Here is a 25,472-nt window from a genome sequence, read left to right on the forward strand (position 1 = left end):
CCTGGGTAAGCGTTTACATTGCCATTAGTGTTGCGGAAAGCGTCAGTGACTGCAAGCCTGCGGAGTGATGCAGAATGTCGCAGACATCGCAAAGCCAGACGATAAAACGCCCTGTGCCGCTGCCCGGTGAAAAATGATATTCTGCTTTTCCAGAAAAACACCTGTTTAACGGATCCTGCAATGACGATTATTAATGTGCCACACCTTGCCCACTGGGGTGCCTTTAGCGCCGTGGTTGAAGACGGAAAACTGCTGCGTTGTGAGCCGTTCTTCGCCGATCAGGATCCGTCCCCGATGCTCAACAGCATTCCCGAACTGGTTTACTCAGATAAGCGTATCCGCAGGCCGATGGTGCGGCGTTCATGGCTGGCGTCACGCGAGAACAGTGACCGCACCCTGCGCGGCCGGGAAGCGTTTGTCGAAGTGGACTGGGATACCGCTCTGGACCTGGTGGCAGAGGAAAATCGTCGGGTGCGCGATCGTTACGGTGCCAGCGCTATTTTCAACGGATCTTACGGCTGGTCCTCGGCCGGGCGCGTCAATCATGCCCGCACCCTGGTCCGCCGGTTTTACAACCTGGGCGGCGGGGGCATTGACCAGCAGGGAAATTACAGCTGGGGGGCCGCGCAGTTCTTTCTGCCTTATGTGATTGGCACCTATATGCCGCTGACCGGACGGGTGACTGACTGGCCGAGCGTGATTGATCACTGCGAAATTTTTATCGCCTTCGGCGGCCTGGCGCTGAAAAACAGCCAGGTGGCTTCCGGTGGGGCAGGGGAGCACAGCCTGAAGCCAGCGCTGTTAAAGCTGGCCGCTAAAGGGACCCCGGTGGTCAACATCAGCCCAATGCGCGATGACTGCCCGGCCTTCGTCAATGCGGAGTGGATCCCCATCCGCCCCAACACAGATGTGGCGCTGATGCTGGCGCTGGGCTATGAAATTGACCGCCTGGGAGCGGTGGATCATGCCTTCCTGCAGTCGCACTGCGTGGGGTATCCGCAGCTGCGTGCTTATCTGCTGGGCGAGAGCGATGGCCAGGCGAAAACGCCGCAGTGGGCCAGCGAGATCACCGGTATTCCGGCATCGCGTATCAGTCTGCTGGCCAGACAGTTGTGCGGCAAACGCAGCTTTATCACCTGTTCCTATTCCGTGCAGCGCGCCCATCGCGGCGAGCAGCCCTACTGGATGATGATTGCCCTCTCCTCCATGCTGGGTCAGCCGGGCCTGCCGGGGGCCGGGTTCTCCTTCGGCCACGGCTCAATGAACAGCGTGGGTAACCCGCGCACGGAGGGGCCATCGCCGCTGATGTCGACCGGCTTTAATCCGATTGCTGACCAGGCCATCCCGGTGGCGCGCATCAGCGATATGCTGCTGAACCCCGGTACGGAATATACCTTCCAGGGACAGACGCACACCTACCCGGATATCCATCTGGTGCACTGGGCGGGGGGCAATCCTTTCCATCATCACCAGCAGCTTAACCGTCTGGTGGAGGGCTGGCAGCGCCCGGATACGGTGATTGTACAGGATATCGTCTGGACGCCTGCGGCACAGATGGCAGACATTGTCCTGCCGGTCACCACCTCGCTGGAGCGTAATGATATTGGCGGCTCGTCTAAGGACCGCTTTGTACTGGCGATGCATCAGGCCATCAAACCGCAGCATCAGGCGCGCAACGATTTTGATATTTTTGCCGATCTCGCTGACCGTCTGGGGTATCGCGATACCTTTACTGAAAAGCGCAATGAGCGCCAGTGGATTGAGCACCTCTACCAGCAGTGCGCGGTGGCACATCAGGGCAAAGGCATTGATTTCCCATCCTTTGATGATTTCTGGCAGACGGGTCACGTCGAGATCCCGGCGTCGGAAAAAGAGTGGGTATTTATGGAGGCGTTCCGCCAGGATCCGGTTGCCCACCCAATTAAAACCGCCAGCGGTAAGATCGAGCTCTTCTCGGAAACCATTGCCGGTTACCAGCTTCCCGACTTTGGCCCTCACCCGGAGTGGCAGCCGCCGCAGGAATGGCTGGGTGCGCCGCTGGGTGAACGTTTCCCGCTGCATATGATCTCTATTCAGCCTCACGACCGTCTGCACAGCCAGATGGATGCCACGCCATCGGTGCAGGCGAATAAAACTGCCGGACGTGAAACGCTATTGATGCACCCGCAGGATGCCGCAGCCCGCGGCATCAGCGACGGGGACGTGATTGAAGTTAGCAACGATCGTGGCACCATGCAGGCAGGGGTGCGTCTCAGCGACGGGATCAGTCCGCAGGTGGTGCTGATCGCGACCGGCGCCTGGTTCGATCCGGGTTTCGGCAAAGCCTGGAAGCCTTACGACCGGGCGGGGAACCCGAACGTACTGACGCTGGACATTGGTACCTCCTCACTGACCCAGGGGCCCAACGCCATGAGCTGCCTGGTGGAGATCAGAAAAGCGGACGTTGACGGCTGAAGCGAGGAGACATTGCAAAAAACCCTACAAATCACATAGCTGGTTACATTTTGCGGGTAACTGTTGCGATTGGCGTGTAGCGGCATATCGTCCAGGATTGCTACAGTTCAAGTCCCAGAGGTATTGATGGGTGAACATCAAAAAGTTTTTATCGCTTTGTTTCACCAACCTGCGCAGATGCGCAGGTTTTTTTTGCCTGCAACGCAGTGAGTAATGGCTAACAATCTGATTTATAAAGTTTTGTTTATTCGCTGATTCCGTCGCGGTTGCCGCGCGACCACTCACGATCTGAAACACAGTTTCCCTGTCATCCCCGCAACATTTTTTGTATAACTGCCAGCAAGTTATCTTCCAGCCCGTTCCGGAACCCACATGCCCCCGTTAAAAAAATTCCTGGCAAAGTCTCAGTCAGCTCCGACGTTTAACCCCGTGCGTTTCAGGCTCGTTTGCCTGGGCGTGGTGGTCTGCCTGGTGCTGCTACTGGCGAGGGTCGCTGATTTACAGCTGATCAACCATCCGATGCTGGAAAAGCAGGCCGATGAGCGTTCGCTGCGAACCGTGACGCTGCCGACCAACCGGGGTACGCTGCTGGATCGTAACGGTGAAGCCCTGGCCCTCAGCGTTCCGTCGCGTGATGTGATTGCGGATCCGCAGCGCGTACTGCAGGCACACCCGGACTTTACCAACGCCAAATGGCAGTATCTGGCCAACGCGCTGGAGCAGCGCCCGGAGCAACTGGCGGCGCAGATTAATGCGAACCCCAACCGCCGCTTTCTCTATCTCGGGCGCAAGGTGGAACTGGGCATTGCGAAGGATATTGTCAAACTGCATCTGACCGGCATCAGCACCGTGTATAACGACAGCCGCTTCTATCCGATGAGCGAAGCCACTGCGCCGCTGCTCGGCATTGTGGGGGCGGATAACAGCGGGCTGACCGGGCTGGAAAAAGGCTTCGATAAGCTGCTGCAGGGCACCCCGGGAGTGGAGAAGTATCGTCAGGATGCCAGCGGTAACATTGTCGCGATGATCAACTATGAGCCGCCGCAGCAGCCGCCGACGGTGCAGCTTAGTATTGATAAATTCGACCAGTACACCATGTACAGTAAGCTGCGCGATGGCGTGCTGCTTAACAAGGCAGACTCGGGGGCGGCAGTACTGGTGAAGATCGACACCGGGGAGATCCTCGGAATGGCCTCCTATCCGTCGTTCAACCCCAACAATTTTGTTGATGTCTCTCCGGCGCAGATGCGCAATACCGCCATTAATGACAGTTTTGAACCCGGCTCAACCGTCAAGCCGCTGGTGGTGATGGAAGGGCTGGAGCGTAAGCTGGTTCGCCCCGATTCGGTGCTGGATACCACGCCTTATCGCGTCAACGGCCACCTGATCCGCGATGTCGGCCATTGGCCGCGTCTGACCATGACCGGCATCCTGCAGAAATCCAGTGATATCGGGGTGTCCCATATTGCACTGGCGATGCCGGCCGAAGTGCTGGTGAACACCTATCATGCTTTTGGCCTGGGCAAACCCACCGGGCTGGGGCTGACCGGCGAGAGCGTGGGCTACTTCCCGCTGCACCGTGAACGCTGGGCAGATATTGAACGTGCCACCTTCTCGTTTGGCTATGGCCTGCGCGTGACGCCGCTGCAGATTGCCCGCGAATACGCCACGCTGGGCTCCTTTGGCATCTACCGGCCGCTCTCTATTACCAAAGTCACCCCGCCGGTCTCGGGCCGACGGGTGGCCGATGAAGAGATCGTGCGTGAAGTGGTGCATATGATGGAAAGTGATGCGTTACCCGGCGGGAGTGGGGTGCGTGCCGCCGTGCCGGGCTACCGCCTGGCGATCAAAACCGGGACGGCAGAAAAAATGGGCGACAGCGGTAAATATGATGGCGGCTATATCAACTACACCGCTGGCGTAGCGCCAGCCAGCAATCCGCAGGTGGCGCTGGTGATTATGATCAACCATCCGACGGCGGGCGATCACTTTGGCGGCTCGGTGGCGGCACCGGTCTTTGGCAATATTATTGGCCCGGTACTCAAGCATATGAACATTGCACCGGATGCGATTTATCATCCGGGCTGATACAACAGGCTTTCCCGCTAACCCACGCTAATGCGTGGGTTTTTTTATCTTTACGCCCTCTGTTGCCTGCCGACTTGTTACAGCGGTGAAATTCGCTGACAACTTTTCCTTACCACATACACTAATCGGCAAAATAAACCTCGTCCATCGCGCTACTGTGATGCCACCACGGTGCGGTACGCATTCCATTGCATCGTGTCAGCCCCCTGAGGTGTTGGTAGCGCTGCAGGGGGCGTTTTTCACCTTCAGGAACCGACGATGATGCCGAAACTTAAAGACAGGACGCCCAAAACCGGCGGCCGTTCAGCGGCTTTTCAGCTACGCATTCACCCTGAACTCCATGACCAGCTGAGGGTGCTGACGGACAATGAAAATGTGACGCTTGCCTGCTGGCTGAAAGAGCTGGCACGGCGTGAACTCAGGAGGAGAGGAATCGAACCACAGGGCTAGTCAGAGCCGTTATCGCGGGAGCAACAGGGCGGCATCCGTCGATGCGAACAGCACGACCGGTTTACTCGTCGCGTTTCGATAGAAAACTTAGCAGACACTTAACAAGCCAGATTTTTGCCCCCGCTATAATGCTTTTCTTTTATGAGAATAATCACTCTCGTTATTAATTTAAATCATTCTAATTGAGACTTCACCATGCGCTTAAGGATCCTTTCCGCGAGTTTAGTTTTTGTGCTGTCTGCCTGTGACCAGACAGCGGCACCTTCCGGCGATGTGCCGGTTAATGTGGGGGTCAGCACGCTGAAAAGCGAAGCCGTTACCCTGTTCACTCAATTGCCCGGCCGGACTACGGCGGTGCGCACGGCAGAAGTGCGCCCGCAGGTCAGCGGTATCGTGCTGAAACGCCTGTTTAAAGAGGGGAGCGAGGTCAAAGCCGGACAGCCTCTCTATCAGATCGACCCGGCGAGCTATCAGGCGACCTACGATAAAGCCATGGCTACCCTGATTAACGCGGATAAAGTCGCTGCACGCTACAAACCGCTGGCTGCCGCCCATGCCATCAGTCAGCAGACTTACGATGATGCTGTTGCCACGGCTCGTGAGGCGAGGGCGGATGTGGAAACAGCGCGGGTCAATCTGAACTACACCCATGTCCGGGCACCCATCACCGGGCATATCGGTCGCTCCCTCACCACGGAGGGGGCACTGGTAACGAACGGCCAGAGCAGCTACATGAGTCTGATCCAGCAGCTTGATCCGATCTATGTGGACGTCAGCGAGTCGTCGCTCGATCTGCTGGCACAGCGCCGCGCGCTGGCAAACGGGCAGATGAAAAAAGCCGGAGACAATGCGGCAGCGGTGACGCTGACGCTGGAGGACGGTTCTCCCTACCCACTGGAGGGGCGTCTGGAGTTCTCCGAAGTAACGGTAGATGAAAGTACCGGCAGCGTCACCATGCGTGCCGCCTTCCCCAACCCGCAGCGCGATCTTCTGCCGGGGATGTTTGTTCACGCCAGCTTCCCCCAGGGCGTGGCAGAGCAGGGCATTCTGGTGCCGCAGGAGTCGATTATGCACGACACCAAAGGTCGGCCGTATGTCTATCTGGTGGATGCGAAAAACCGTATCACCGAGCAGCAGATCGTCACGGGCCAGATGCTGGGCAACAAATGGCTGGTGAATGCCGGTCTGAAGTCGGGCGACAGGGTCGTGGTCAACGGCCTGCAGAGCGTTCATCCGGGATCGCGGGTGTCAACCAGCGCCAGTGAGAGTCAGAGGCCGGAAGCATCAAAGGCAAATCTGACCACCGCCGACCCGTCGGCTCAGTAAGTAAAGGAAACGTGGATGTCTAAATTTTTTATTGAACGCCCTATTTTTGCCTGGGTGATTGCCATTGTGGTGATGCTGGTGGGGGGGCTGTCGATTCTCAGCCTGCCTGTGAACCAGTATCCGAATATCGCGCCGCCGGCGATTTCGGTCCAGATCGCCTACCCTGGTGCCAGCGCAGAAACCACACAGAATACGGTGGTGCAGGTTATTGAACAGCAGCTTAACGGGCTGGATCACCTGCGCTATATCGAATCGCAGAGCAACAGTGACGGCAGCGCCACGATTATCGTCACCTTCAACCAGGGTACCGATCCGGATATCGCTCAGGTTCAGGTGCAGAATAAGGTCTCGCTGGCCGAGTCACAGCTACCGACTGAAGTGGTTAATCAGGGGATTAATATCCGTAAATACCAGTCCAACTTTATGCTGGTTGTCGGGCTGACATCGAGTAATCCTAACCTGAGCAACGGCGATCTTGCTGACCTGATGGTGTCGAAATTACAGGACCCGATCGCCCGCAGTAACGGCGTGGGTGACTTTATGGTGATGGGGTCAGAATACGGAATGCGTATCTGGCTGGACCCGGCAAAACTGTATAAATACCAGCTGGTCCCCAGCGATATTACAACGGCCATCAGTCAGCAGAACGTGCAGGTCTCCAGCGGTAAGCTGGCCGGCTTGCCGACGGTGAATGGAGCCCGATTCAGCGCTACCGTGGTGGGCAAAACGCGTTTGCAGTCGGTGGAGCAGTTTAAAAATATCCTGCTGAAGGTCAACCCTGATGGCTCCCAGGTGCGCCTGCGTGATGTGGGTGGCATCGATCTGGGGCCGCAGGATTACAGCATCTCGGCCACTTACAACGGTGAGCCCTCGGTGGGGATTGCGCTGCGTCTCGCCAGCGGCGGTAACGTGCTGGATGCGATCAACAACGTGCGCAAAACTGTCAACGGCATCAAACCCTCCCTGCCCGAAGGGGTGAAAGTGAACTTCCCCTACGATACCTCGCCGGTCGTCAGCGCCTCGATTAAAGAGGTGGTAAAGACCCTGGTTGAGGCGATCGTTTTGGTGTTCCTGGTTATGTTGCTGTTTTTACAGAACCTGCGGGCGACGCTGATCACCACCATGGTCGTGCCGGTCGTCCTGCTGGGCACCTTCGGTATTCTCGCGGCTTGCGGTTACACCATCAACATTCTGACGATGTTCGGCATGGTGCTGGCCATCGGCCTGCTGGTGGATGACGCCATCGTGGTGGTAGAAAACGTCGAGCGTGTAATGCACGACGAGGGACTCGACCCGAAAGCGGCCACCATAAAATCCATGCAGCAGATCCAGGGCGCCCTGCTGGGTATTGCCCTCGTCCTGTCGGCGGTACTGCTGCCGATGGCCTTCTTTAGTGGTTCTACCGGTGTGATTTACCGCCAGTTTTCGATCACCATCGTGTCGGCGATGGCACTCTCCGTGCTGATGGCGATGATCTTTACCCCGGCGCTGTGTGCCACCTTACTGAAAGCCAGCTCCGCCGAACATAAAAACACCGGGATGGCTGGCTGGTTTAACCGTAAGTTTGATGCCGGCACGCTGCGCTACACCCGCAGCGTTGGGGTGGTGATCTCCAGGCGCTATCTGTTCCTGCTGATCTATCTGGGCATCGTGGTGGCCACCGGCTATCTGTTCACGCGCGTACCCACTTCATTCCTGCCGGATGAGGATCAGGGGGTCATGATGGTGCAGGTGACGCTGCCGGCCAATGCTTCCAGCGAACGCACACAGGAGGTACTGAATAACATTGGCGGCTGGCTGCTGAAAAATGAACCGGAAGTCAGATCCGTGTTTTCACCAAACGGATTCAGCTTTGCCGGACGTGGGGAAAATACCGCCATGTCTTTCGTTCTGCTAAAACCCTGGGATCAGCGCAACAGTAACCAGTCGGTGGCCAAACTGGCACAGCGAACTATGGCGCACTTTGCCTCCCTGAAGGATGCCAAAGTGTTTGCCCTGGTGCCGCCTGCGGTCATGGAGCTGGGCAATGCGACCGGCTTTGACTTCTTCCTGCAGGATGTGAATAACCAGGGCCACGCGGCGCTGATGGCGGCGAGAAATCAGTTCCTCGCGATGGCGGCAAAAGACAAACGGCTGTTCGCGACCCGACCCAACGGCATGGAGGATGAACCGCAGTACCATCTGATCATTGACGATGAGCGGGCAAGGGCGCTGGGCCTGAACCTGGAAGATATCAACGACACGCTCTCCACCGCCTGGGGTTCCAATTATGTGAATCAGTTTATTTACAACGGCCGCGTGAAGAAAGTCTACGTGCAGGGGAATGCGGGTTCCCGCGTCACCCCGGAAGATCTGGACAAGTGGTACTTCCGCAACGCCAGCGGTGACATGGTGCCGTTCTCGGCGTTTGGCAGCGGTAAATGGGAATACGGTTCGCCACGCTATGAACGTTTCAACGGCGTGTCGGCGGTCGAAATTATGGGCTCCCCGGCTCCCGGCTACAGCTCCGGTGAGGCGGTCAAAGCGGTCAATGAGATCGCTGCCAGACTGCCCAAAGGCTTCAGCGTGCAGTGGCACGGCCTGTCCTATGAGGAACAGATGTCGGGCTCACAAACGCCTGCGCTGTATACCATCTCCATCCTGATGGTCTTCCTCTGCCTCGCCGCGCTGTATGAGAGCTGGTCGATCCCATTCTCGGTGCTGATGGTGGTACCGATGGGCGTGCTGGGGACGATTCTGGCCGTGCTGCTGCGCGGGCTGGAAAATGATGTTTTCTTCCAGGTGGGGCTGCTGACCACCGTCGGGCTGGCGGCAAAGAACGCCATTCTGATTGTTGAGTTCGCCAAGGATCTGCATGAGAACGAAGGTAAAGGGCTGGTGGATGCGGCGATGGAGGCGGCCAGACTGCGTATCCGGCCGATCATCATGACGTCGATGGCCTTTGTGCTCGGCGTGATGCCGCTCACCATCTCACACGGGGCAGGTGCCGGTAGCCAGCACTCCATCGGGACAGCCGTGGTGGGCGGGATGATCACCGCTACCTTCCTCGCTATCTTCTTTGTCCCGATGTTTTACGTTGCGGTTGCGCAGCATTTTGCTGGTAAAAGAAAATCGAAAACTGAGGTCGAAGAACATGATGCGTAACGCTTTTTCTCTGGGGATGTTACCACTGGCAGTCATACTGGCAGGCTGTACGATGGAGCCGGACTATCAGCGTCCGGCCCTGCCGGTGGCCGCGCATTATGACCAGAATAACCCCCTTGCCGGCAACGGTGCGGATATCCGCTGGCAGAACTTCTTTACCGATCCGGTAATGCACCGGTTGATCGCCAGCGCGCTGGACAATAACCGCGATCTACGCGTGGCGGCGCTTAACGTCGAAGTGGCGCGTTCACAGGTGCAGATTGACCGTGCGGCGCTGATGCCCTCCGTTGACTTCAACGGCAGTGATGACGTGACGCATCTGCCGGGTAACCTCTACAGTACGAAAAGCAGTGGGCCGGTTACCTACCGGCAGATGAATACCAGCCTGGGCGTAACGGCGTGGGAACTGGACTTCTTCGGTCGGCTGCGCAGCCTGCGCGATCAGGCGCTGGAAGCCTGGCTGGCCAGCGCGGCCACGCAGCGGGCTACGCAGATCAGCCTGATTGCCGAAGTGGCCTCGGGCTATCTTTCGCTCTGTGCGGATAATGCACTGCTGAAGCTGGCGCAGGATACGGCGAAGAGTCAGCAGGATTCCTACGATCTGACCAAACGCAGTTATGACGGCGGCGTGGCCAGCGAGCAGGACCTTGTGCAGGCCGAAACCTCGGTGCGGGCAGCACAGGCCGATATCGCCAGCTACAGTCGTCAGGTGCGACAGGACGTTAACGCCCTCAGGCTGCTGGTGGGCACCGAACTCCCGCCGGATTTACTGGCGGGGGCACATTTACAAAAGGCGTGGCACTTCCCGCCGACGCCGGCCGGACTCCCGTCCGATCTGCTGACGCGCCGCCCGGATATTATCGCCGCAGAACATACGCTGAAAGCGGCCAATGCCAACATCGGGGCGGCGCGCGCCGCCTTCTTCCCCAGCATCTCGCTCACCGCGGCGGGGGGCTCCACCTCCAGTACCTTCAGTCATCTGCTCTCTGGCGGAACGGCGGCCTGGTCGTTTGGCCCGGGTATCAACCTGCCGATCTTCGACGGCGGGGTGAATATGGCCAATCTGGATATCGCCAAACTGCAAAAACGCATTGAAATTGCAGACTATGAAAAAACCATTCAGACGGCATTTAAAGAGGTGGGGGACGCGCTGGCAGGGCAGGAAACCTATCAGGATGAGCTAAAAGCACGGCAGTTGGATGAGGCGGCAAACCAGCGTAATTTCAGCTTCGCAGACGTGCGCTACCGTGAAGGCGTGGACAACTATCTTAACGTGCTGGTGGCGCAGCGCTCACTGTATGCCTCACAGCAGTCGCTGATCACCACGCGCCTGGGACAGCTCAACCAGCAGATAACGCTGTATAAGGCACTGGGAGGTGGCTGGAAATCGTGATGAAAACAGAGTGAATATTGCAGTTCTTACGAAAACCTTACGCCCCTCGTATAGAACCTCCGCAGATAATTAGATGATAATGGGAATTACTATCAACAAGTATTGATGGTGCCGCCGTTCAGCCAGGTCTGACCGACGTTAAATCCCAACTGCGCTGGACCTGTCAGCGCAGTTCTCTTTTTACTGCATCCTGAAGACGTTAACCCCATGATCGCGAACCTACCGAAGAAACCTCACTCCCGGCGAACTCAGTTTCTCTGCCTGATTATGCTGCTGATTGCTGTCGCACTGATCTGGCATTTCTGGCCGCAGGGGCATTCCGCCACGGGTACACCCGGCGGTATGCGGGGGCCGGGCGGGCCGGGAAAGACGGCGGGAATGACCACGCCTGTGCATACCGGTACGGTAGTGCAGGCCGATGTGCCGGTTTATCTCGATGCGCTGGGAACGGTGATCCCGAATGCAACGGTGACCGTCACCAGCCGGGTGGAGGGGCAGCTGGTACACGTCTACTTCAAAGAGGGGCAGAAAGTGGCGGCGGGGGAGTTGCTGGCACAGATTGACCCGCGCAGCTATCAGGCGACGCTGGCGCAGTATCAGGGCGAGCTTAATCAGAATCAGGCGCTGCTGAGAAGTGCGCAGCTGACGCTGGCGCGCTATCAGAAACTGTATGCTCAGGACTCGCTGGCGCGCCAGGATCTCGATACCCAGACCGCCACCGTCGGCCAGTACCGCGGTGCGGTGACAGCGGATCGGGCGCAGATTGACGCGGCAAAACTCAATATTGAATATGCCCGTATTACCGCCCCGATCGGCGGGCGGGTGGGCCTGCGCCTGGTGGACGCCGGTAATCAGGTACAGAGCAGTTCGACCACCGGGCTGGTGACCATTACCCAGACGCAGCCTGCAGCGGTCACCTTTAGCCTGCCCCAGAGCCATATCCCGACGCTGCTGGCCGCCCTGCACCATGACCGGACGCTGCCTGCGACCGCTTTTGATCAGCAGGGCAGCCGCGCGCTGGCGCAGGGGGAGGTGCAGTATATCAGTAACCAGATCGACACCAGCACCGGCTCGGTGGAGCTGAAAGCGCTGTTTGCCAACGGGGATGAGGCGCTGTATCCGAATCAGTTTGTGAATCTGCGTCTGCAAACCGGCACCCTCAAACAGGCTACGGTGATCCCTGCTCAGGCCCTGCAGCTGAGCAGCGATGGCAGTTTTGTCTATGTGGTGAATAAGGACAGTACAGTAAGCCGTAAAGCGGTGACCACCGGGCCGATCTTTGGCAGTGACCGTCAGGCGATCCTGCAGGGCGTCAGCGCCGGGGAGCGGGTAGTGACGGAAGGGATAGACCGTCTGTCCGACGGCAGTAAAGTCGCCGTGGTGACCGCGGAAGAGACGGCTGCCGCCAGCGCCGGTAAGAAAGCGCAATGAATCCGTCGCGCATTTTTATCGAACGCCCGGTGGCCACTATCCTGCTGATGATGGGCGTGCTGATTTCCGGTATTTTTGCTTACCGCACGCTCTCCACCTCGGCGCTGCCGCAGGTGGACTACCCGACCATTCAGGTCACCACGCTCTATCCCGGTGCCAGCCCGGATGTCATGGCTTCATCGGTAACGGCCCCTCTGGAACGCCAGCTCGGACAGATGTCCGGTCTGAGCCAGATGTCCTCCAGCAGCGCCAGCGGATCGTCAGTGATCTCACTGAAATTCTCGCTCGACCTGTCGCTGGACGTGGCCGAACAGGAAGTGCAGGCGGCAATCAATGCCGCCGACAGCCTGCTCCCTGACGACCTGCCTAATCCGCCGACCTATAAGAAGGTTAATCCGGCAGACAGTGCGGTGATCACTCTGGCCGCCAGCTCGGATACGCTGCCCCTGACCCGGGTTCAGGACCTGGTAAACACCCGTATTGCCCTGAAGCTGTCGCAGATTTCCGGGGTCGGTATGGTGACGCTGGCGGGGGGCCACCAGCCGGCCATCCGCCTGCAGATGGACCCGAAAGCACTGGCGGCACACGGCCTGACGCTGGAAGACGTGAATACGCTGATCGGTAACAGCAACGTTAACGGCTCGAAGGGCGGGTTTGACGGCCAGTACCACTCAGTGACCATTGATGCCAATGACCAGCTACGCACCGCCGCGGAATACGGCAATCTGATCCTTACCTGGAAAAACGGGGCGGCGCTGCGCCTGCGCGACCTGGCGCATATCGAAGAAGCCGCAGAGAATACCTGGCAGTCGGCGTGGGCTGACAATCAGCCGGCGATTGTTATCAGCGTGCTGCGCCAGCCCGGGGCGAACGTTATCTCAGTGGTGGACAGTATTAAAGCACAGCTGCCGGCGTTACAGGCGGCAATGCCGGACGGGGTTCGGGTGAGGATACTCTCTGACCGCACCCAGACCATTCGCGCCTCCATCAGCGATGTGCAGTTTGAGTTGATGCTGTCGATTGCGCTGGTGGTCATGGTGACGTTCCTGTTCCTGCGCAACGTGGCGGCCACGCTGATCCCCAGCGTAACCGTACCGCTGTCGCTGGTCGGCACCTTTGGGGTGATGTACCTGGCTGGTTTCAGCCTGAATAATCTCTCGCTGATGGCCCTGACCGTTGCCACTGGCTTTGTGATTGACGATGCCATCGTGGTAGTGGAGAACATTTCCCGCCGTCTGGAAAAGGGGGAAAGCCCGCTGGAAGCGGCGCTGAAAGGCTCGGCCCAGATCGGCTTTACCCTTATTTCTCTGACTTTTTCCCTGATTGCGGTGCTGATCCCGCTGTTGTTTATGGGGGATGTCGTCGGGCGGCTCTTTCGCGAATTTGCCATCACGCTGGCGGTGTCGATCCTCGTTTCCCTGCTGGTGTCGCTGACGCTGACACCGATGCTGTGTGCGACACTGTTACGCCCGGTTCCTGAAAATCGCCAGACGTGCTTCTATCGTAAGGGCGGCGAGTTTTTTGACCGGCTGGTGGCCGGGTACGATCGCCTGCTGACCGTCGTTCTCAACCATCAGCGTCTGACACTGCTGGTGTCGCTGACCACGCTGATCCTTACTGTGCTGCTCTATCTGCTGGTGCCGAAAGGCTTCTTCCCGGCCCAGGATACCGGGCTGATCCAGGGGGTAACGGTGGCCTCGCAGGATGTGTCATTTAAAGAGATGTCGCGGCGGCAGCAGCAGCTGGCGGCGATGATTTTGCAAAATCCGGCCGTCGGGAGCCTCTCCTCGACGGTAGGCATTGATGGCAGCAATACCAGCCTCAACAGTGGCCGCCTGCTGATTAACCTTAAACCGTTTGACCAGCGGGGCGAACGCGCGGATAGCGTCATCGCGCAGCTCCGGCAGGCGACGGCGGGCGTGCCGGGCATCGCGCTTTATCTGCAATCCGCACAGGATCTGACGGTTAACGACCAGGTCACGCCGGACCGCTACCAGCTAACGCTGGATGATGCGGACAGCCAGAACCTGGTGACCTGGTCACCGAAGCTGGTCAGTGCGCTGCGTCAGCGTCCCGAATTCAGCTCGGTGGTCAGTAATTTACAGGACCAGGGACAGGTGGCCTATGTCGAACTCAACCGTGATGCCGCCGCGCGCTTCGGCATCACGGCCTCAGACGTTGATACGGCACTGTATAACGCCTTCGGCCAGCGTCTGATTTCGACGATATTTACCCAGTCGAATCAGTATCGCGTTGTGCTGGAGGTGGCACCGGCCTTCCGGCAGTCTCCGGCCTCGTTCGACGATATCTGGCTGCAACCGTCAGCCGAGAGCAGCACCGCGACGTCAACAACTGACAGCGCCTCCACGACCCGCAGTTCGGCCAGCGGGATGGTCAAACTGACCTCGGTGGCAAGTATTCACCTGCGTACCGGTTCGCTGGTGCATATGCGTCTGAACCAGTTCCCGGCGGTGACGATCTCGTTCAATCTGAGTGACGGCTATTCACTGGAGCAGGCACAACAGGCGGTAAGCGAGGTCTCGGCCTCGCTGGCGGTGCCGCCGTCGGTGACGCTGCGCTACCAGGGGGAAGCCGCAGCCTTTCAGCGTGCCACCGGTAATACGCTGTGGCTGATCCTCGCCGCGCTGCTGACCATGTATGGGGTGCTGGGGATCCTCTACGAGAGCTTTATACATCCGGTGACCATTCTGTCAACGTTGCCCTCGGCGGCGGTGGGCGCTCTGCTGACGTTAATGCTGGCCGGCACGGAATTTAGCCTGATCGCGCTGATCGGAGTGATCCTGCTGATTGGCATAGTCAAAAAGAACGCCATTATGATGATCGACTTTGCCCTGGAGGCAGTTAAAACGCAGCACCTCGGTCCGCGAGAGGCGATCCACCAGGCCTGTCTTCAGCGCTTCCGTCCGATCCTGATGACCACCATGGCGGCGCTACTGGGTGCGCTGCCGCTGATGCTGGCCTCCGGCTCGGGGGCGGAGCTGCGCCAGCCGCTGGGGCTGGTGATCGTGGGCGGTCTGATCTTCAGCCAGGTGCTGACGCTGTTCTCCACCCCGGTGATCTACCTGTGGTTTGACGGCGTGTCACAGCGTATGAAACGCTATCTGCGCCGTCAGGCCGCACGGGGGCGTGAATGAGTCTGCCCCGCCTGTTTATTTGTCGTCCGGTGGCCACGCTGGTGTTGACGCTGGCCCTGGTGTTACTGGGGGCGCTGGGCTATCGCCTGCTGCCAGTGGCCCCGCTGCCAACCGTGGATTTTCCGACCATCATGGTGTCGGCAGAACTGCCCGGTGCCAGCCCGGAAACGATGGCTGCCACGGTAGCGACGCCGCTGGAGCGTGCGCTGGGGCAAATTGCCGGTATCTCTGAAATGACATCGGAGAGTTCGCAGGGCTCAACCAATATTATTCTGCAATTTGCCCTCAATCGCGATATCAATGGTGCCGCCCGCGACGTGCAGGCCGCGATCAACGCGGCACGCAGCCTGTTGCCCACCAGCATGCCGTCACTGCCAACGTATCAGAAGGCGAACCCGTCTGATGCGCCGGTGTTGATGATGGCGCTGTCGTCCACCACCCGAACCAGTGCTGAGCTGTACGATCTGGCTGACAGTAAAATTAAGCAGAAAGTCGCTCAGGTCAACGGGGTCGGGAACGTCTCCCTGCGCGGCAGCGCCCTGCCTGCCGTGCGCATTGATCTGCAACCGCAGCAGTTAAGTCAGTACGGCATCCCGCTGGACCGCGTAAGGGAAGCGATTGCTGGCAGCACCACCAGCCTGCCGAAAGGGAGGCTGGAGGGAAAAAACCAGTCCTGGATGGTGGATGGCAACGGGCAGCTTGACCAGGCCAGTCAGTACCGTAGCCTGGTCATTGCCTGGCGCAATGGCCGCGCGATCCGCCTGAACGATGTCGCCCACGTTTATGATGGGGTAGAGGACCGCTACAGCGCCGGGTTCTATAACGGTTCGCCGTCGGTCACTATCGGCGTTACCCGTTCAGCCGGGGCCAATATGCTGGAAACGATTGACGGTATTAAGGCCCAGCTGCCGCTGATAGAAAAAGATCTGCCCGCAGACGTCAAGCTGACCATGGTGGTTGACCGTTCGCCCAACGTGCGCGCCTCGCTCTATGAAACGGAAGAGACGCTGTTGATCGCCATGCTGCTGGTAATTGGCGTGGTATTCATCTTTCTGCGCGACATACGCGCGCTGATTATCCCGGCGTTGGCGCTGCCGGTGTCGCTGACGGGGACCTGTGCCGTGATGTATCTGTGCGGCTACAGCCTGGATAACCTGTCGCTGATGGCGCTGATTATCGCCACCGGGTTTGTCGTGGATGATGCCATCGTGGTGCTGGAAAACATTACCCGCCATATCGAAGAGGGGCTCAGTCCGGTGCGCGCTTCAGTCAAAGGTGCGCAGGAGGTGAGTTTCACCGTGCTGTCGATGACGCTGTCGCTGGTGGCGGTGTTTATCCCGATCCTGCTGATGGGCAGCATCGTTGGCCGTCTGTTCCGCGAATTTGCCGTCACGCTGACCGCCTCGCTGATTATATCGATGCTGGTCTCCCTCAGCCTGACGCCGATGCTTTGTTCGCGTTTGCTGAAGCGTAAACCGGCGGTGACCAGGCGTCCGCACCCGCTTTATCAGGGGATTGAAAAGGGTCTGAATCACCTGCTGGCGGGCTATGCCGTCGCCCTGGATTGGGTCATGCGCCATCAGCGCCTGACGATGTTCAGCCTGCTGCTGACGGTGATCCTCAACCTGTTTCTGTACTCGGTGGTGCAGAAAGGGTTTTTCCCGAATCAGGATACCGGCCTGCTGATGGGGATGCTGCGTGCCGACCAGAATGTGTCCTTTCAGGCGATGGAGCCGAAAGTTAAAGCCTTTGCTGCGATGATCGAAAACGATCCGGCGGTGGATGGCGTGATGTCCTCGATGGGCAGTGGGGCATTTGGTTCACGGAATACGGCGATGTTCTTCGTGCATCTGAAAGACGTCGATAAGCGCGAGGCTAATGCCAGCGAAGTGGCGAACCGCCTCAGCGGTAAAACACGGAATATCCCGGGTGTGGCGCTGTTTCTGATGGCAGCGCAGGATCTGCATATTGGCGGGCGCAGCGCCAATGCCTCCTTTCAGTACAGCCTGCAGGCGGACAATCTTGATGCTCTGCGCATCTGGACGCCGAAAGTGAAGGCGGCGCTGGAACAGATCCCGCTGCTGACCAGCATCGACTCCGACGCGCAGACCGGGGGACAGGAGGTGATGATCAATATTGACCGCGACCGCGCCACGCGGCTGGGTGTGGACGTGCAGATGCTGGATGCCATGCTGAATAATGCCTTCAGCCAGCGGCAGGTGGCCACCCTGTACAAAACCCTTAACCAGTATCATGTGGTGATGTCTCTTAGCCCCGAATGGACGCGCGATGCAGATACCCTGAATAAGCTCCTGGTCATTAACGACAGCGGTGAACGTATCCCGCTGTCGGCCTTTGCCAGTATCAGCGGCAGCAATGCTCCGCTGTCCGTTAATCACCAGGGTCAGTCGGCCACCAGTACCTTTGCCTTTAACCTGACGGACGGGGCCTCGCTGGAACAGGCGCAGGCGGCAGTGAAAAACGCGATGGCAAAAATCGGCCTGCCGGATACCATTCAGGCGGGGTTTTCCGGAACGGCACAGGCCTTTGCCGAGCTGAGTGCGTCGATGCCGTGGTTAATCCTTGCCGCGCTGGCCGCCGTCTATATCGTGCTGGGAATGCTGTATGAAAGTTATCTTCATCCGCTGACGATCCTCTCTACGCTCCCCTCTGCCGGGGTTGGTGCGCTGTTGCTGATGATGCTGACCGGGACAGAGCTGACGGTGATCGCACTGATCGGCATTCTGCTGCTGGCAGGTATTGTGAAAAAGAACGCCATCATAATGGTTGATTTTGCCCTGGCCGCCGAGCGTAAGCAGGGGATGAGCCCGCAGCAGGCGATCACCCAGGCCTGTCTGATGCGTTTCCGGCCCATCATGATGACCACCCTGGCCGCGTTCTTTGGCGCTTTACCGCTGGCGCTCGGCAGCGGCGGTGATGCCGACCTGCGCAGCCCGCTGGGGCTGGCCATTGCCGGAGGACTTGCTCTGAGCCAGTTACTTACGCTGTTCACCACCCCGGTGGTGTACCTCTGTCTTGACCGCGTCGGTCGTGTCACAAAACACGCGTGGCAACGTCTGCGTCATGCGGATTAACCTGATGATAATGAAAAATAAACTTTCTCCTCTTATGCTGGCATTGCTGGTAAGCGGCTGTACCCTGGGACCGGCCTATCAGCGTCCGACGGTACCGTCTTCACTCTCTTACAAAGAAGCCAGAGGCTGGCAGCAGGCCGAACCTCAGGATCAGGTCAGCAAAGGTGACTGGTGGGCGGTTTACCACGACAGCACCCTGGACGGACTGTTGCGCCAGGTAAAAATTTCGAATCAGAACGTCGCTCAGTATGAGGCGCAGTACCGGCAGGCGCAGGCGCTGGCTGCGGGATCGCGAAGTGACCTGTTTCCGACCGTGACGGCCACCGGCAGTTCGACACGCAGCGGCACCGCCAGCAGCAGTGGAAGCGGGGCTGCGACCGGCAACAGTCACTCGCTGGAGACGTCGGCCTCCTGGGAGCCGGATATCTGGGGTAAATTGCGCCGCACGCTGGAAGAGAACCGCGCCAGTGCCAGTGCCAGTGCCGCCGCACTGGCGAACATGACCCTCAGCGCTCAGTCGACGCTGGCGCAGGACTATTTCCAGCTGCGTATCCTCGACCAGCGCATTGCGCTGTATGAGAAAAGCGTGGCCGCTTATCAGCGTTATCTGACGGTGATTAACAACAAATACCAGGCGGGCAGTGAATCGCGCGGCACGCTGGCCCAGGCGGAAACCCAGCTGGAGAGCGCGCGCGCTTCAGCGCTGGATCTCAGCTGGCAGCGTGCTCAGCTGGAACATGCGATTGCCGTACTGATCGGGCAACCCCCGGCAGCGTTCAGCCTGGCGGTAGCACCGTTGCAGGCCACGTTGCCTGCTATTCCTCCTGCACTGCCTGCGGATTTGCTTCAGCGCCGTCCTGATATTGCTCAGGCGGAGCGTACCGTGGCGGCGGCGAATGCGGCGGTGGGGGTGGCGATTGCCGGTTATTTCCCGGATCTGACGCTTAGCGCCAGCGCGGGGTATACGGGCTCCAGCTTTCGTCATCTGCTGACCTTACCTAATCGCGTCTGGTCGCTGGGGCCAGAACTGAGCGGCACGCTGCTGGACTTTGGTGCCACCTCGTCGAAGGTGGAGCAGGCAAGAGCCGCCTATGACGCTGATGTTGCCAGCTATCGACAGACCGTGCTGTCCGCCTTTGAAGAGGTAGAAAACGCCCTGGTGGCGCTTCATACCTTTGAGGCTGAAATGCAGGCTCAGACACGTGCCGCCGCGTCGGCTCAGGCGTCAGCACGGGTAACGCTTAATCAGTATCAGGCCGGGATGATCGACTATCTGGATGTCGCCACAACGGAGAATACCAGTCTGAGCCAGCAGCAGAATGCATTGACGTTACAGAGTACGCAATGGGTGACCAGCGTACAGCTGATGGCAGCCTTAGGAGGTGGGGGGAAGTGATAAGGCAGAATGGGAATAATGCCGGCTATTTTCGCCGTTTGCGAAGATCTGAGGCCTGAGTTTTCTGGTCAGGTCAGAGGGGGTCGTGGTTGATCTGCTTCGTATATACCCGGCATCGCCCATCTTATATTTTTTATCCGTTATTCTGATCTTCCTTATTAGTCATTTTACTAATGGGCAAGCGTATTACACTTTTTTAAAAGCCCGCGTCAGTGACGTATATTTTCAGGAAGTCAGGGGGTTTTTTATTGTAAAACGCGGGGTTAACGAAATGATGACGTTAAGAGAGAATAATCAGGAGTTTATAACGTTAATTCCCCCTTCGGAGATGCATTATTTATGTTGTCCTGTATGACAGGAATGTCGTTATTACTCTGATCTGAGCGTCACCTGTTCTTTCGCCAAAAGGGGGCGTTGCGCATTTTTTTTTCGCTTTTTTTTCCACTTATATTCAGTCACATATTGAGTTGGGCTGTCATATCCTGCATCGTTAGGGACAATTGTGATCCGCTATGGAGTCGGCATGTTGTTTACATTCTTTCGCGTCCTTTTTCGCATACTCTTCCGAACCCGTCTGACGGGTGACCTCTCAGGGCTGTATAAAGAGAAGGTACTGATTACCCCTAATCATATGTCATTTATTGATGGCATCCTGCTGGCGGTGTTCCTGCCGGTGAAACCGGTGTTCGCCGTTTACTCCTCTATCAGTGAGCAGTGGTACATGCGTCTGCTGCGTCCCCTGATCGATTTCGTTCCGCTTGACCCGACAAAACCCATGTCTATCAAGCATCTGGTACGGCTGATCGGCACCGGCCGTCCTGTAGTGATCTTCCCGGAAGGACGTATCACCGTCACCGGGTCGCTGATGAAAATTTATGACGGGGCGGGCTTCGTCGCTGCAAAATCTCAGGCGACCGTGGTGCCGTTGCGTATTGAAGGTGCCGAATACACGCCGTTTGGCCGCCTGGCGGGGGTGTTTAAACGACGCCTGTTCCCGCGCATCACCCTGACCGTTCTGCCTGCGACCACCATCCCGATGCCGGAAGCCCCGCGCGCACGCGATCGCCGACGTCTGGCGGGGGAGCACCTTCACCATATTATGATGGAAGCCCGCATGGCGGTGCGTCCGCGTGAAACCCTGTATCAGGCGTTTCTTTCCGCCCGCACCCGCTACGGGCTGTTTAAGCCCTGTGTGGAAGATGTCAGTTTTAAACCCGACAGCTATACCGGGTTGTTGAAAAAGGCGCTGGGTGTCGGTCGAATTCTGGAGCGCTACAGTCAGCCCGGGGAATATATCGGCCTGCTGTTGCCGAATGCCACCGTCACGGCGGCGGCCATTCTCGGGGCATCGATGCGGGGGCGCATCCCGGCGATGCTGAACTACACCGCCGGGGTGAAAGGGCTGACCAGTGCCCTGAGCGCCGCCGAAGTGAAAACGGTGTTTACCTCACGCCAGTTCCTTGACAAGGGCAAGCTGTGGCACTTGCCGGAGGGCATTCCGCAGGTACAGTGGGTCTATCTGGAAGATCTGAAAGAGACCGTCACTTTTCAGGATAAGCTGTGGATCCTGCGACATCTGCTGATGCCTGCGCAGGCCGAAGTAGCACAGCAGCCGGAAGATGCGGCGATGGTGCTGTTTACCTCCGGCTCAGAAGGTCATCCGAAAGGCGTCGTTCATTCACATAAAAGCCTGCTGGCGAACGTGGAGCAGATCCGCACCATCGCAGATTTTACCCCGCGCGACCGGTTTATGTCGGCACTGCCTCTGTTCCACGCCTTCGGCCTGACGGTCGGGCTGTTGACTCCGCTGATGACCGGGGCACAGGTGTTTCTTTATCCCAGCCCGCTGCATTACCGCATTGTGCCGGAGCTGGTTTATGACCGTAACTGTACCGTACTGTTCGGCACGTCGACCTTCCTTGGTAACTATGCGCGTTTTGCCAGTCCATATGATTTTGCCCGTCTGCGTTACGTAGTAGCCGGGGCAGAAAAACTGCAGGAGCAGACGCGCGAACTGTGGATGGAAAAATATGGCATCCGCATCCTCGAGGGCTACGGCGTTACCGAATGTGCGCCGGTGGTGGCCATTAACGTGCCGATGGCGGCCAAAACACATACCGTCGGGCGCATCCTGCCGGGCATGGATTCGCGTCTGATTGCCGTACCGGGTATCGAAAACGGTGGCCTGCTGCAGTTACGGGGTCCGAATATAATGAAAGGCTATCTGCGCGTCGAGCGGCCTGGCGTGCTGGAAGCCCCACAAGCGGATAATGGCGAAGGGCAGATGGAAGCGGGCTGGTATGATACCGGTGATATCGTCAGTTTTGATGAAGGTGGGTTCTGTCAGATTCAGGGACGTGTGAAGCGTTTTGCCAAAATTGCCGGGGAGATGGTCTCCCTGGAGATCGTCGAAACGATTGCCCGCAAAGCATCGGAAGACAAGCAGCACGCGGCTACCCTTAAACCGGACGGCAATCGCGGTGAGGCGTTGGTACTGTTTACCACCGACCCGCAGCTGACCCGCGAACAGCTGACCCGCGCCGCCCGTGAGCTGGGCAGCCCGGATCTGGCTGTCCCACGCGATATCCGCGTTCTGTCACAGCTGCCGCTGCTGGGCAGCGGTAAACCCGACTTTGTCACGCTGCGTGAAATGGCAGAAAAACCGGAGGATCAGGCATGAGCACTTCTCAGGTAAGCGGCCAGCCGCTGATGTCTAAGGGCATGATGGCGGTGATTGGCGCGCAGTTCTTCTCCGCGTTTGGCGATAATGCGCTGCTGTTTGCCACCCTGGCCGTGATGAAGTCGCTGGTTTACCCGGAGTGGAGTCAGCCGGTGTTGCAGATGATGTTTGTTGCCACCTACATCATTCTGGCCCCGTTTGTCGGCCAGCTGGCGGACAGCTTTGCGAAAGGGCGGGTAATGATGTTTGCTAACGCCCTTAAGCTGCTGGGGGCCCTGGTGATCTGTTTCGGATTTGATCCGTTCCTCGGTTACAGCCTGGTGGGCATTGGCGCTGCGGCTTATTCGCCAGCGAAGTATGGCATTCTGGGCGAACTGACCGGCGGAGAAACGTTGGTAAAGGCCAACGGCATGATGGAATCCTCGACCATTGCCGCTATATTGCTGGGTTCGGTGGCCGGGGGGTTCCTGGCTGACTGGAATCTGACGGCCGCCCTCGCCGCCTGCGTGCTGGCTTATGCGCTGGCGGTGGCAGCAAATGTGCTGATCCCTAAGCTGGATGCAGCGCGCGGCGGCCAGTCCTGGCACCCGGCCCGCATGTCTGCCAGCTTCTTCCGCGCCTGCGGCACGTTATGGCGCGATGGCGAAACGCGTTTTTCCCTGGTGGGCACCAGTCTGTTCTGGGGGGCCGGTGTGACCCTGCGTTTCCTGCTGGTACTCTGGGTGCCGGTCGCGCTGGGTATCAGCGATAATAAAACGCCGACGCTGCTGAACGCCATGGTGGCCATCGGTATCGTATTCGGGGCGATTGCCGCGGCGAAGCTGGTCACGCTGAAAACTGTCGGGCGCTGTATGCCTGCAGGCGTGCTGATTGGCGTGGCGGTGCTGGCCTTCTCGCTCCAGCATCAGGCCCTCAATGCCTACGTACTGCTGATAATTATCGGCATGCTCGGCGGCTTCTTTGTCGTACCGCTGAATGCGCTGTTGCAGATGCGTGGGAAAGACACGGTCGGGACAGGCAATGCGGTCGCCGTACAGAACCTCGGTGAAAATACCGCGATGCTGCTGATGCTCGGGCTCTATACGCTGGCGATTAAGTTCGGTGCGCCGCCGGTGGCGACGGGCGTCGGCTTCGGTGCGCTGTTTGCGCTGGCGATTGCGGTACTGTGGGGCTGGCAGCTGGCGCAGAAACGGAAAGTCACTGCCCGGCTCTGAGTTGTGACGAGGGTAACGCCAGGGCATATGGCTGCCCTGGCGGTAGCCGTCGAATTAAGGGGCCGGATAGGTAAAGCGACGATGGATCGCTTCCAGCCCTTCCAGTACCTCTTCATTCAGCGTCAGATCGTAGCTGTCGATGTTCATTTTTAACTGTTCCAGCGTGGTTGCCCCCAGTAAGGTGCTGGCGACAAACGGCTGCTGGCGTACAAAGGCCAGTGCCATCTGCGACGGATCCAGTCCGTGCTGCTTCGCCAGCGCGACATACTCGGTAATAGCCCCGACAGACTGTTCGCTGCTGTAGCGCTTGAAACGACTGAACAGGGTGTTACGCGCCCCGGCCGGCTGCGCGCCGTTAAGGTATTTCCCACTCAGTGTGCCAAAAGCCAGGCTGGAATAGGCCAGCAGTTCGACGCCTTCATGCTGGCTGATTTCAGCCAGACCGACTTCAAAGCTGCGATTCAGCAGGCTGTAGGGATTCTGGATGCTGACGATACGCGGCAGTTCATGTTTCTCCGCCAGCTGCAGATAACGCATCACGCCCCACGGTGTTTCGTTCGACACGCCGATATAGCGGATTTTACCGGCACGCACCTGCTCAGCCAGCGCCTCCAGTGTTTCCAGTAGCGTCACGGTCGCTGCGCTGTCGGTGTACTCATAGTTCAGCTTGCCAAAACAGTTGGTCTGGCGCTGCGGCCAGTGCAGCTGATACAGATCGAGATAATCGGTATTCAGCCGCTTCAGGCTGGCATCCAGCGCGCTGCGTATATTTTTGCGATCCAGTGCCTGGCCCGGACGGATGGAGGCATCAGCGCCACGAATTGGCCCGGAGACTTTAGAGGCGAGGATAATCTTGTCGCGATTACCGCGTGCTGCCAGCCAGCTGCCGATATACTGCTCGGTCAGGCCCTGCGTTTCCGGGCGGGGCGGGACAGGATACATCTCGGCTGTATCAATCAGGTTGATGCCGCGGCTCAGGGCATAATCCAGTTGTGCATGGGCGTCGGCTTCGCTGTTTTGCTCACCAAACGTCATGGTGCCCAACCCCAGAGAACTGACTTCCAGGGTGCTGTGGGGGATACGGTGATAATGCATTGCCGGCTTCCTTTTTCATTATTCAAAGGTCAGGGACATCAGGGCGTCCGCAACAGGGGCTTTTTGCCTGGGACTGGCACGTGTCGCACCGAAAACCCGGTTTTTGACTATAACCGTGCTGAACGGGCGGGGGAAGGGGGGATTTATCGGGAAGTGCTACAGAGAGCCACCTTTACCGCGTGGGTCAGGTGGCAACGGGCGCTTAACGCTCAACAATCGATGAGACTTCGTCACCGTTGATCTGCTTTTCGTGACCGCTATCGTCCGTATATTTCACCAGGCCGGTCTCTTTATCGATCTGCGGCTTACCGTCGGTCATAATCATCTTGCCTTCTTTGGTCGCCATGACGTAGTCGCTGCTGCATCCGGACGTTAACACGGCCAGGCCGACGACTGCTGCACCCAAAATCCACTTCATACTTTTCTCCCCTCTTCATTACTCAACCGGTATCAGTGTAGTAATAAACTAATTTCCCTGTAACGATAATAGTATGAGTCTGAAAATAGACGTTGCGCACAACGTACCATTGACATGTTGACCTCATTATACC

At 58.3% G+C, this 25,472-nt stretch carries 14 protein-coding genes; 12 read left to right on the plus strand and 2 right to left on the minus strand.

The annotated features are described in order from the left end of the window. Positions 1-180 precede the first annotated feature (180 nt). The 12 genes from IFU29_RS10770 (at position 181) to lplT (ending at position 23,826) form a co-directional block, all read left to right on the plus strand. Positions 181-2,454 carry a molybdopterin guanine dinucleotide-containing S/N-oxide reductase gene (locus IFU29_RS10770; RefSeq protein ID WP_191933925.1) on the plus strand — a complete coding sequence of 758 codons (2,274 nt, stop codon included), beginning with the start codon at positions 181-183 and terminating at the stop codon, positions 2,452-2,454. Positions 2,455-2,826: 372 nt separating this feature from the next. Beyond that, on the plus strand, positions 2,827-4,542 hold the full coding sequence (locus IFU29_RS10775; RefSeq protein ID WP_191933926.1) for a penicillin-binding transpeptidase domain-containing protein: 1,716 nt from the start codon (positions 2,827-2,829) through the stop codon (positions 4,540-4,542). 261 nt (positions 4,543-4,803) lie between these two features. Next, a complete protein-coding gene (locus IFU29_RS10780; protein ID WP_191934056.1) occupies positions 4,804-4,992 on the plus strand; it encodes a toxin-antitoxin system HicB family antitoxin in 189 nt (62 codons plus the stop codon). A gap of 195 nt (positions 4,993-5,187) precedes the next feature. Beyond that, complete coding sequence (locus IFU29_RS10785; protein WP_191933927.1) at positions 5,188-6,318, plus strand: efflux RND transporter periplasmic adaptor subunit; 1,131 nt, start codon at positions 5,188-5,190, stop codon at positions 6,316-6,318. A 15-nt stretch (positions 6,319-6,333) separates the two neighbouring features. Next, complete coding sequence (locus IFU29_RS10790; RefSeq protein ID WP_191933928.1) at positions 6,334-9,462, plus strand: efflux RND transporter permease subunit; 3,129 nt, start codon at positions 6,334-6,336, stop codon at positions 9,460-9,462. Then, the gene (locus IFU29_RS10795; protein ID WP_274604290.1) at positions 9,452-10,855 is read left to right on the plus strand and encodes an efflux transporter outer membrane subunit; all 1,404 of its coding nucleotides are present in this window, start codon (positions 9,452-9,454) and stop codon (positions 10,853-10,855) included. The genes IFU29_RS10790 and IFU29_RS10795 overlap by 11 nt, the downstream gene beginning before the upstream one ends. A gap of 207 nt (positions 10,856-11,062) precedes the next feature. Further along, positions 11,063-12,286 (plus strand): MdtA/MuxA family multidrug efflux RND transporter periplasmic adaptor subunit, encoded by a 1,224-nt coding sequence (locus IFU29_RS10800; protein ID WP_191933929.1) that lies wholly within the window; start codon positions 11,063-11,065, stop codon positions 12,284-12,286. Beyond that, on the plus strand, positions 12,283-15,441 hold the full coding sequence (locus tag IFU29_RS10805) for an efflux RND transporter permease subunit (protein WP_191933930.1): 3,159 nt from the start codon (positions 12,283-12,285) through the stop codon (positions 15,439-15,441). The genes IFU29_RS10800 and IFU29_RS10805 overlap by 4 nt, the downstream gene beginning before the upstream one ends. After that, a complete protein-coding gene (locus tag IFU29_RS10810) occupies positions 15,438-18,536 on the plus strand; it encodes an efflux RND transporter permease subunit (protein ID WP_191933931.1) in 3,099 nt (1,032 codons plus the stop codon). The genes IFU29_RS10805 and IFU29_RS10810 overlap by 4 nt, the downstream gene beginning before the upstream one ends. A gap of 4 nt (positions 18,537-18,540) precedes the next feature. Further along, positions 18,541-19,932, plus strand: a complete 1,392-nt coding sequence (locus IFU29_RS10815) for an efflux transporter outer membrane subunit (protein WP_423244833.1) — start codon at positions 18,541-18,543, stop codon at positions 19,930-19,932. 523 nt (positions 19,933-20,455) lie between these two features. After that, on the plus strand, positions 20,456-22,612 hold the full coding sequence (aas, locus tag IFU29_RS10820) for a bifunctional acyl-ACP--phospholipid O-acyltransferase/long-chain-fatty-acid--ACP ligase (protein ID WP_191933933.1): 2,157 nt from the start codon (positions 20,456-20,458) through the stop codon (positions 22,610-22,612). After that, positions 22,609-23,826 (plus strand): lysophospholipid transporter LplT, encoded by a 1,218-nt coding sequence (lplT, locus tag IFU29_RS10825; protein WP_191933934.1) that lies wholly within the window; start codon positions 22,609-22,611, stop codon positions 23,824-23,826. Before aas ends, lplT begins: the two co-directional genes overlap by 4 nt. A gap of 54 nt (positions 23,827-23,880) precedes the next feature. On the opposite strand, the gene IFU29_RS10830 is transcribed toward lplT, so the two are convergent. Both IFU29_RS10830 and IFU29_RS10835 read right to left on the minus strand, forming a co-directional pair. Continuing rightward, on the minus strand, positions 23,881-24,921 hold the full coding sequence (locus IFU29_RS10830) for an NADP(H)-dependent aldo-keto reductase (RefSeq protein WP_191933935.1): 1,041 nt from the start codon (positions 24,919-24,921) through the stop codon (positions 23,881-23,883). Positions 24,922-25,123: 202 nt separating this feature from the next. After that, positions 25,124-25,339: a YgdI/YgdR family lipoprotein gene (locus IFU29_RS10835; protein ID WP_191933936.1), complete on the minus strand. Its 216-nt coding sequence runs from the start codon at positions 25,337-25,339 to the stop codon at positions 25,124-25,126. Positions 25,340-25,472: the final 133 nt, after the last annotated feature.

The organism is Erwinia persicina, from assembly GCF_014838825.1.
Lineage (GTDB): Bacteria > Pseudomonadota > Gammaproteobacteria > Enterobacterales > Enterobacteriaceae > Erwinia > Erwinia persicina_A.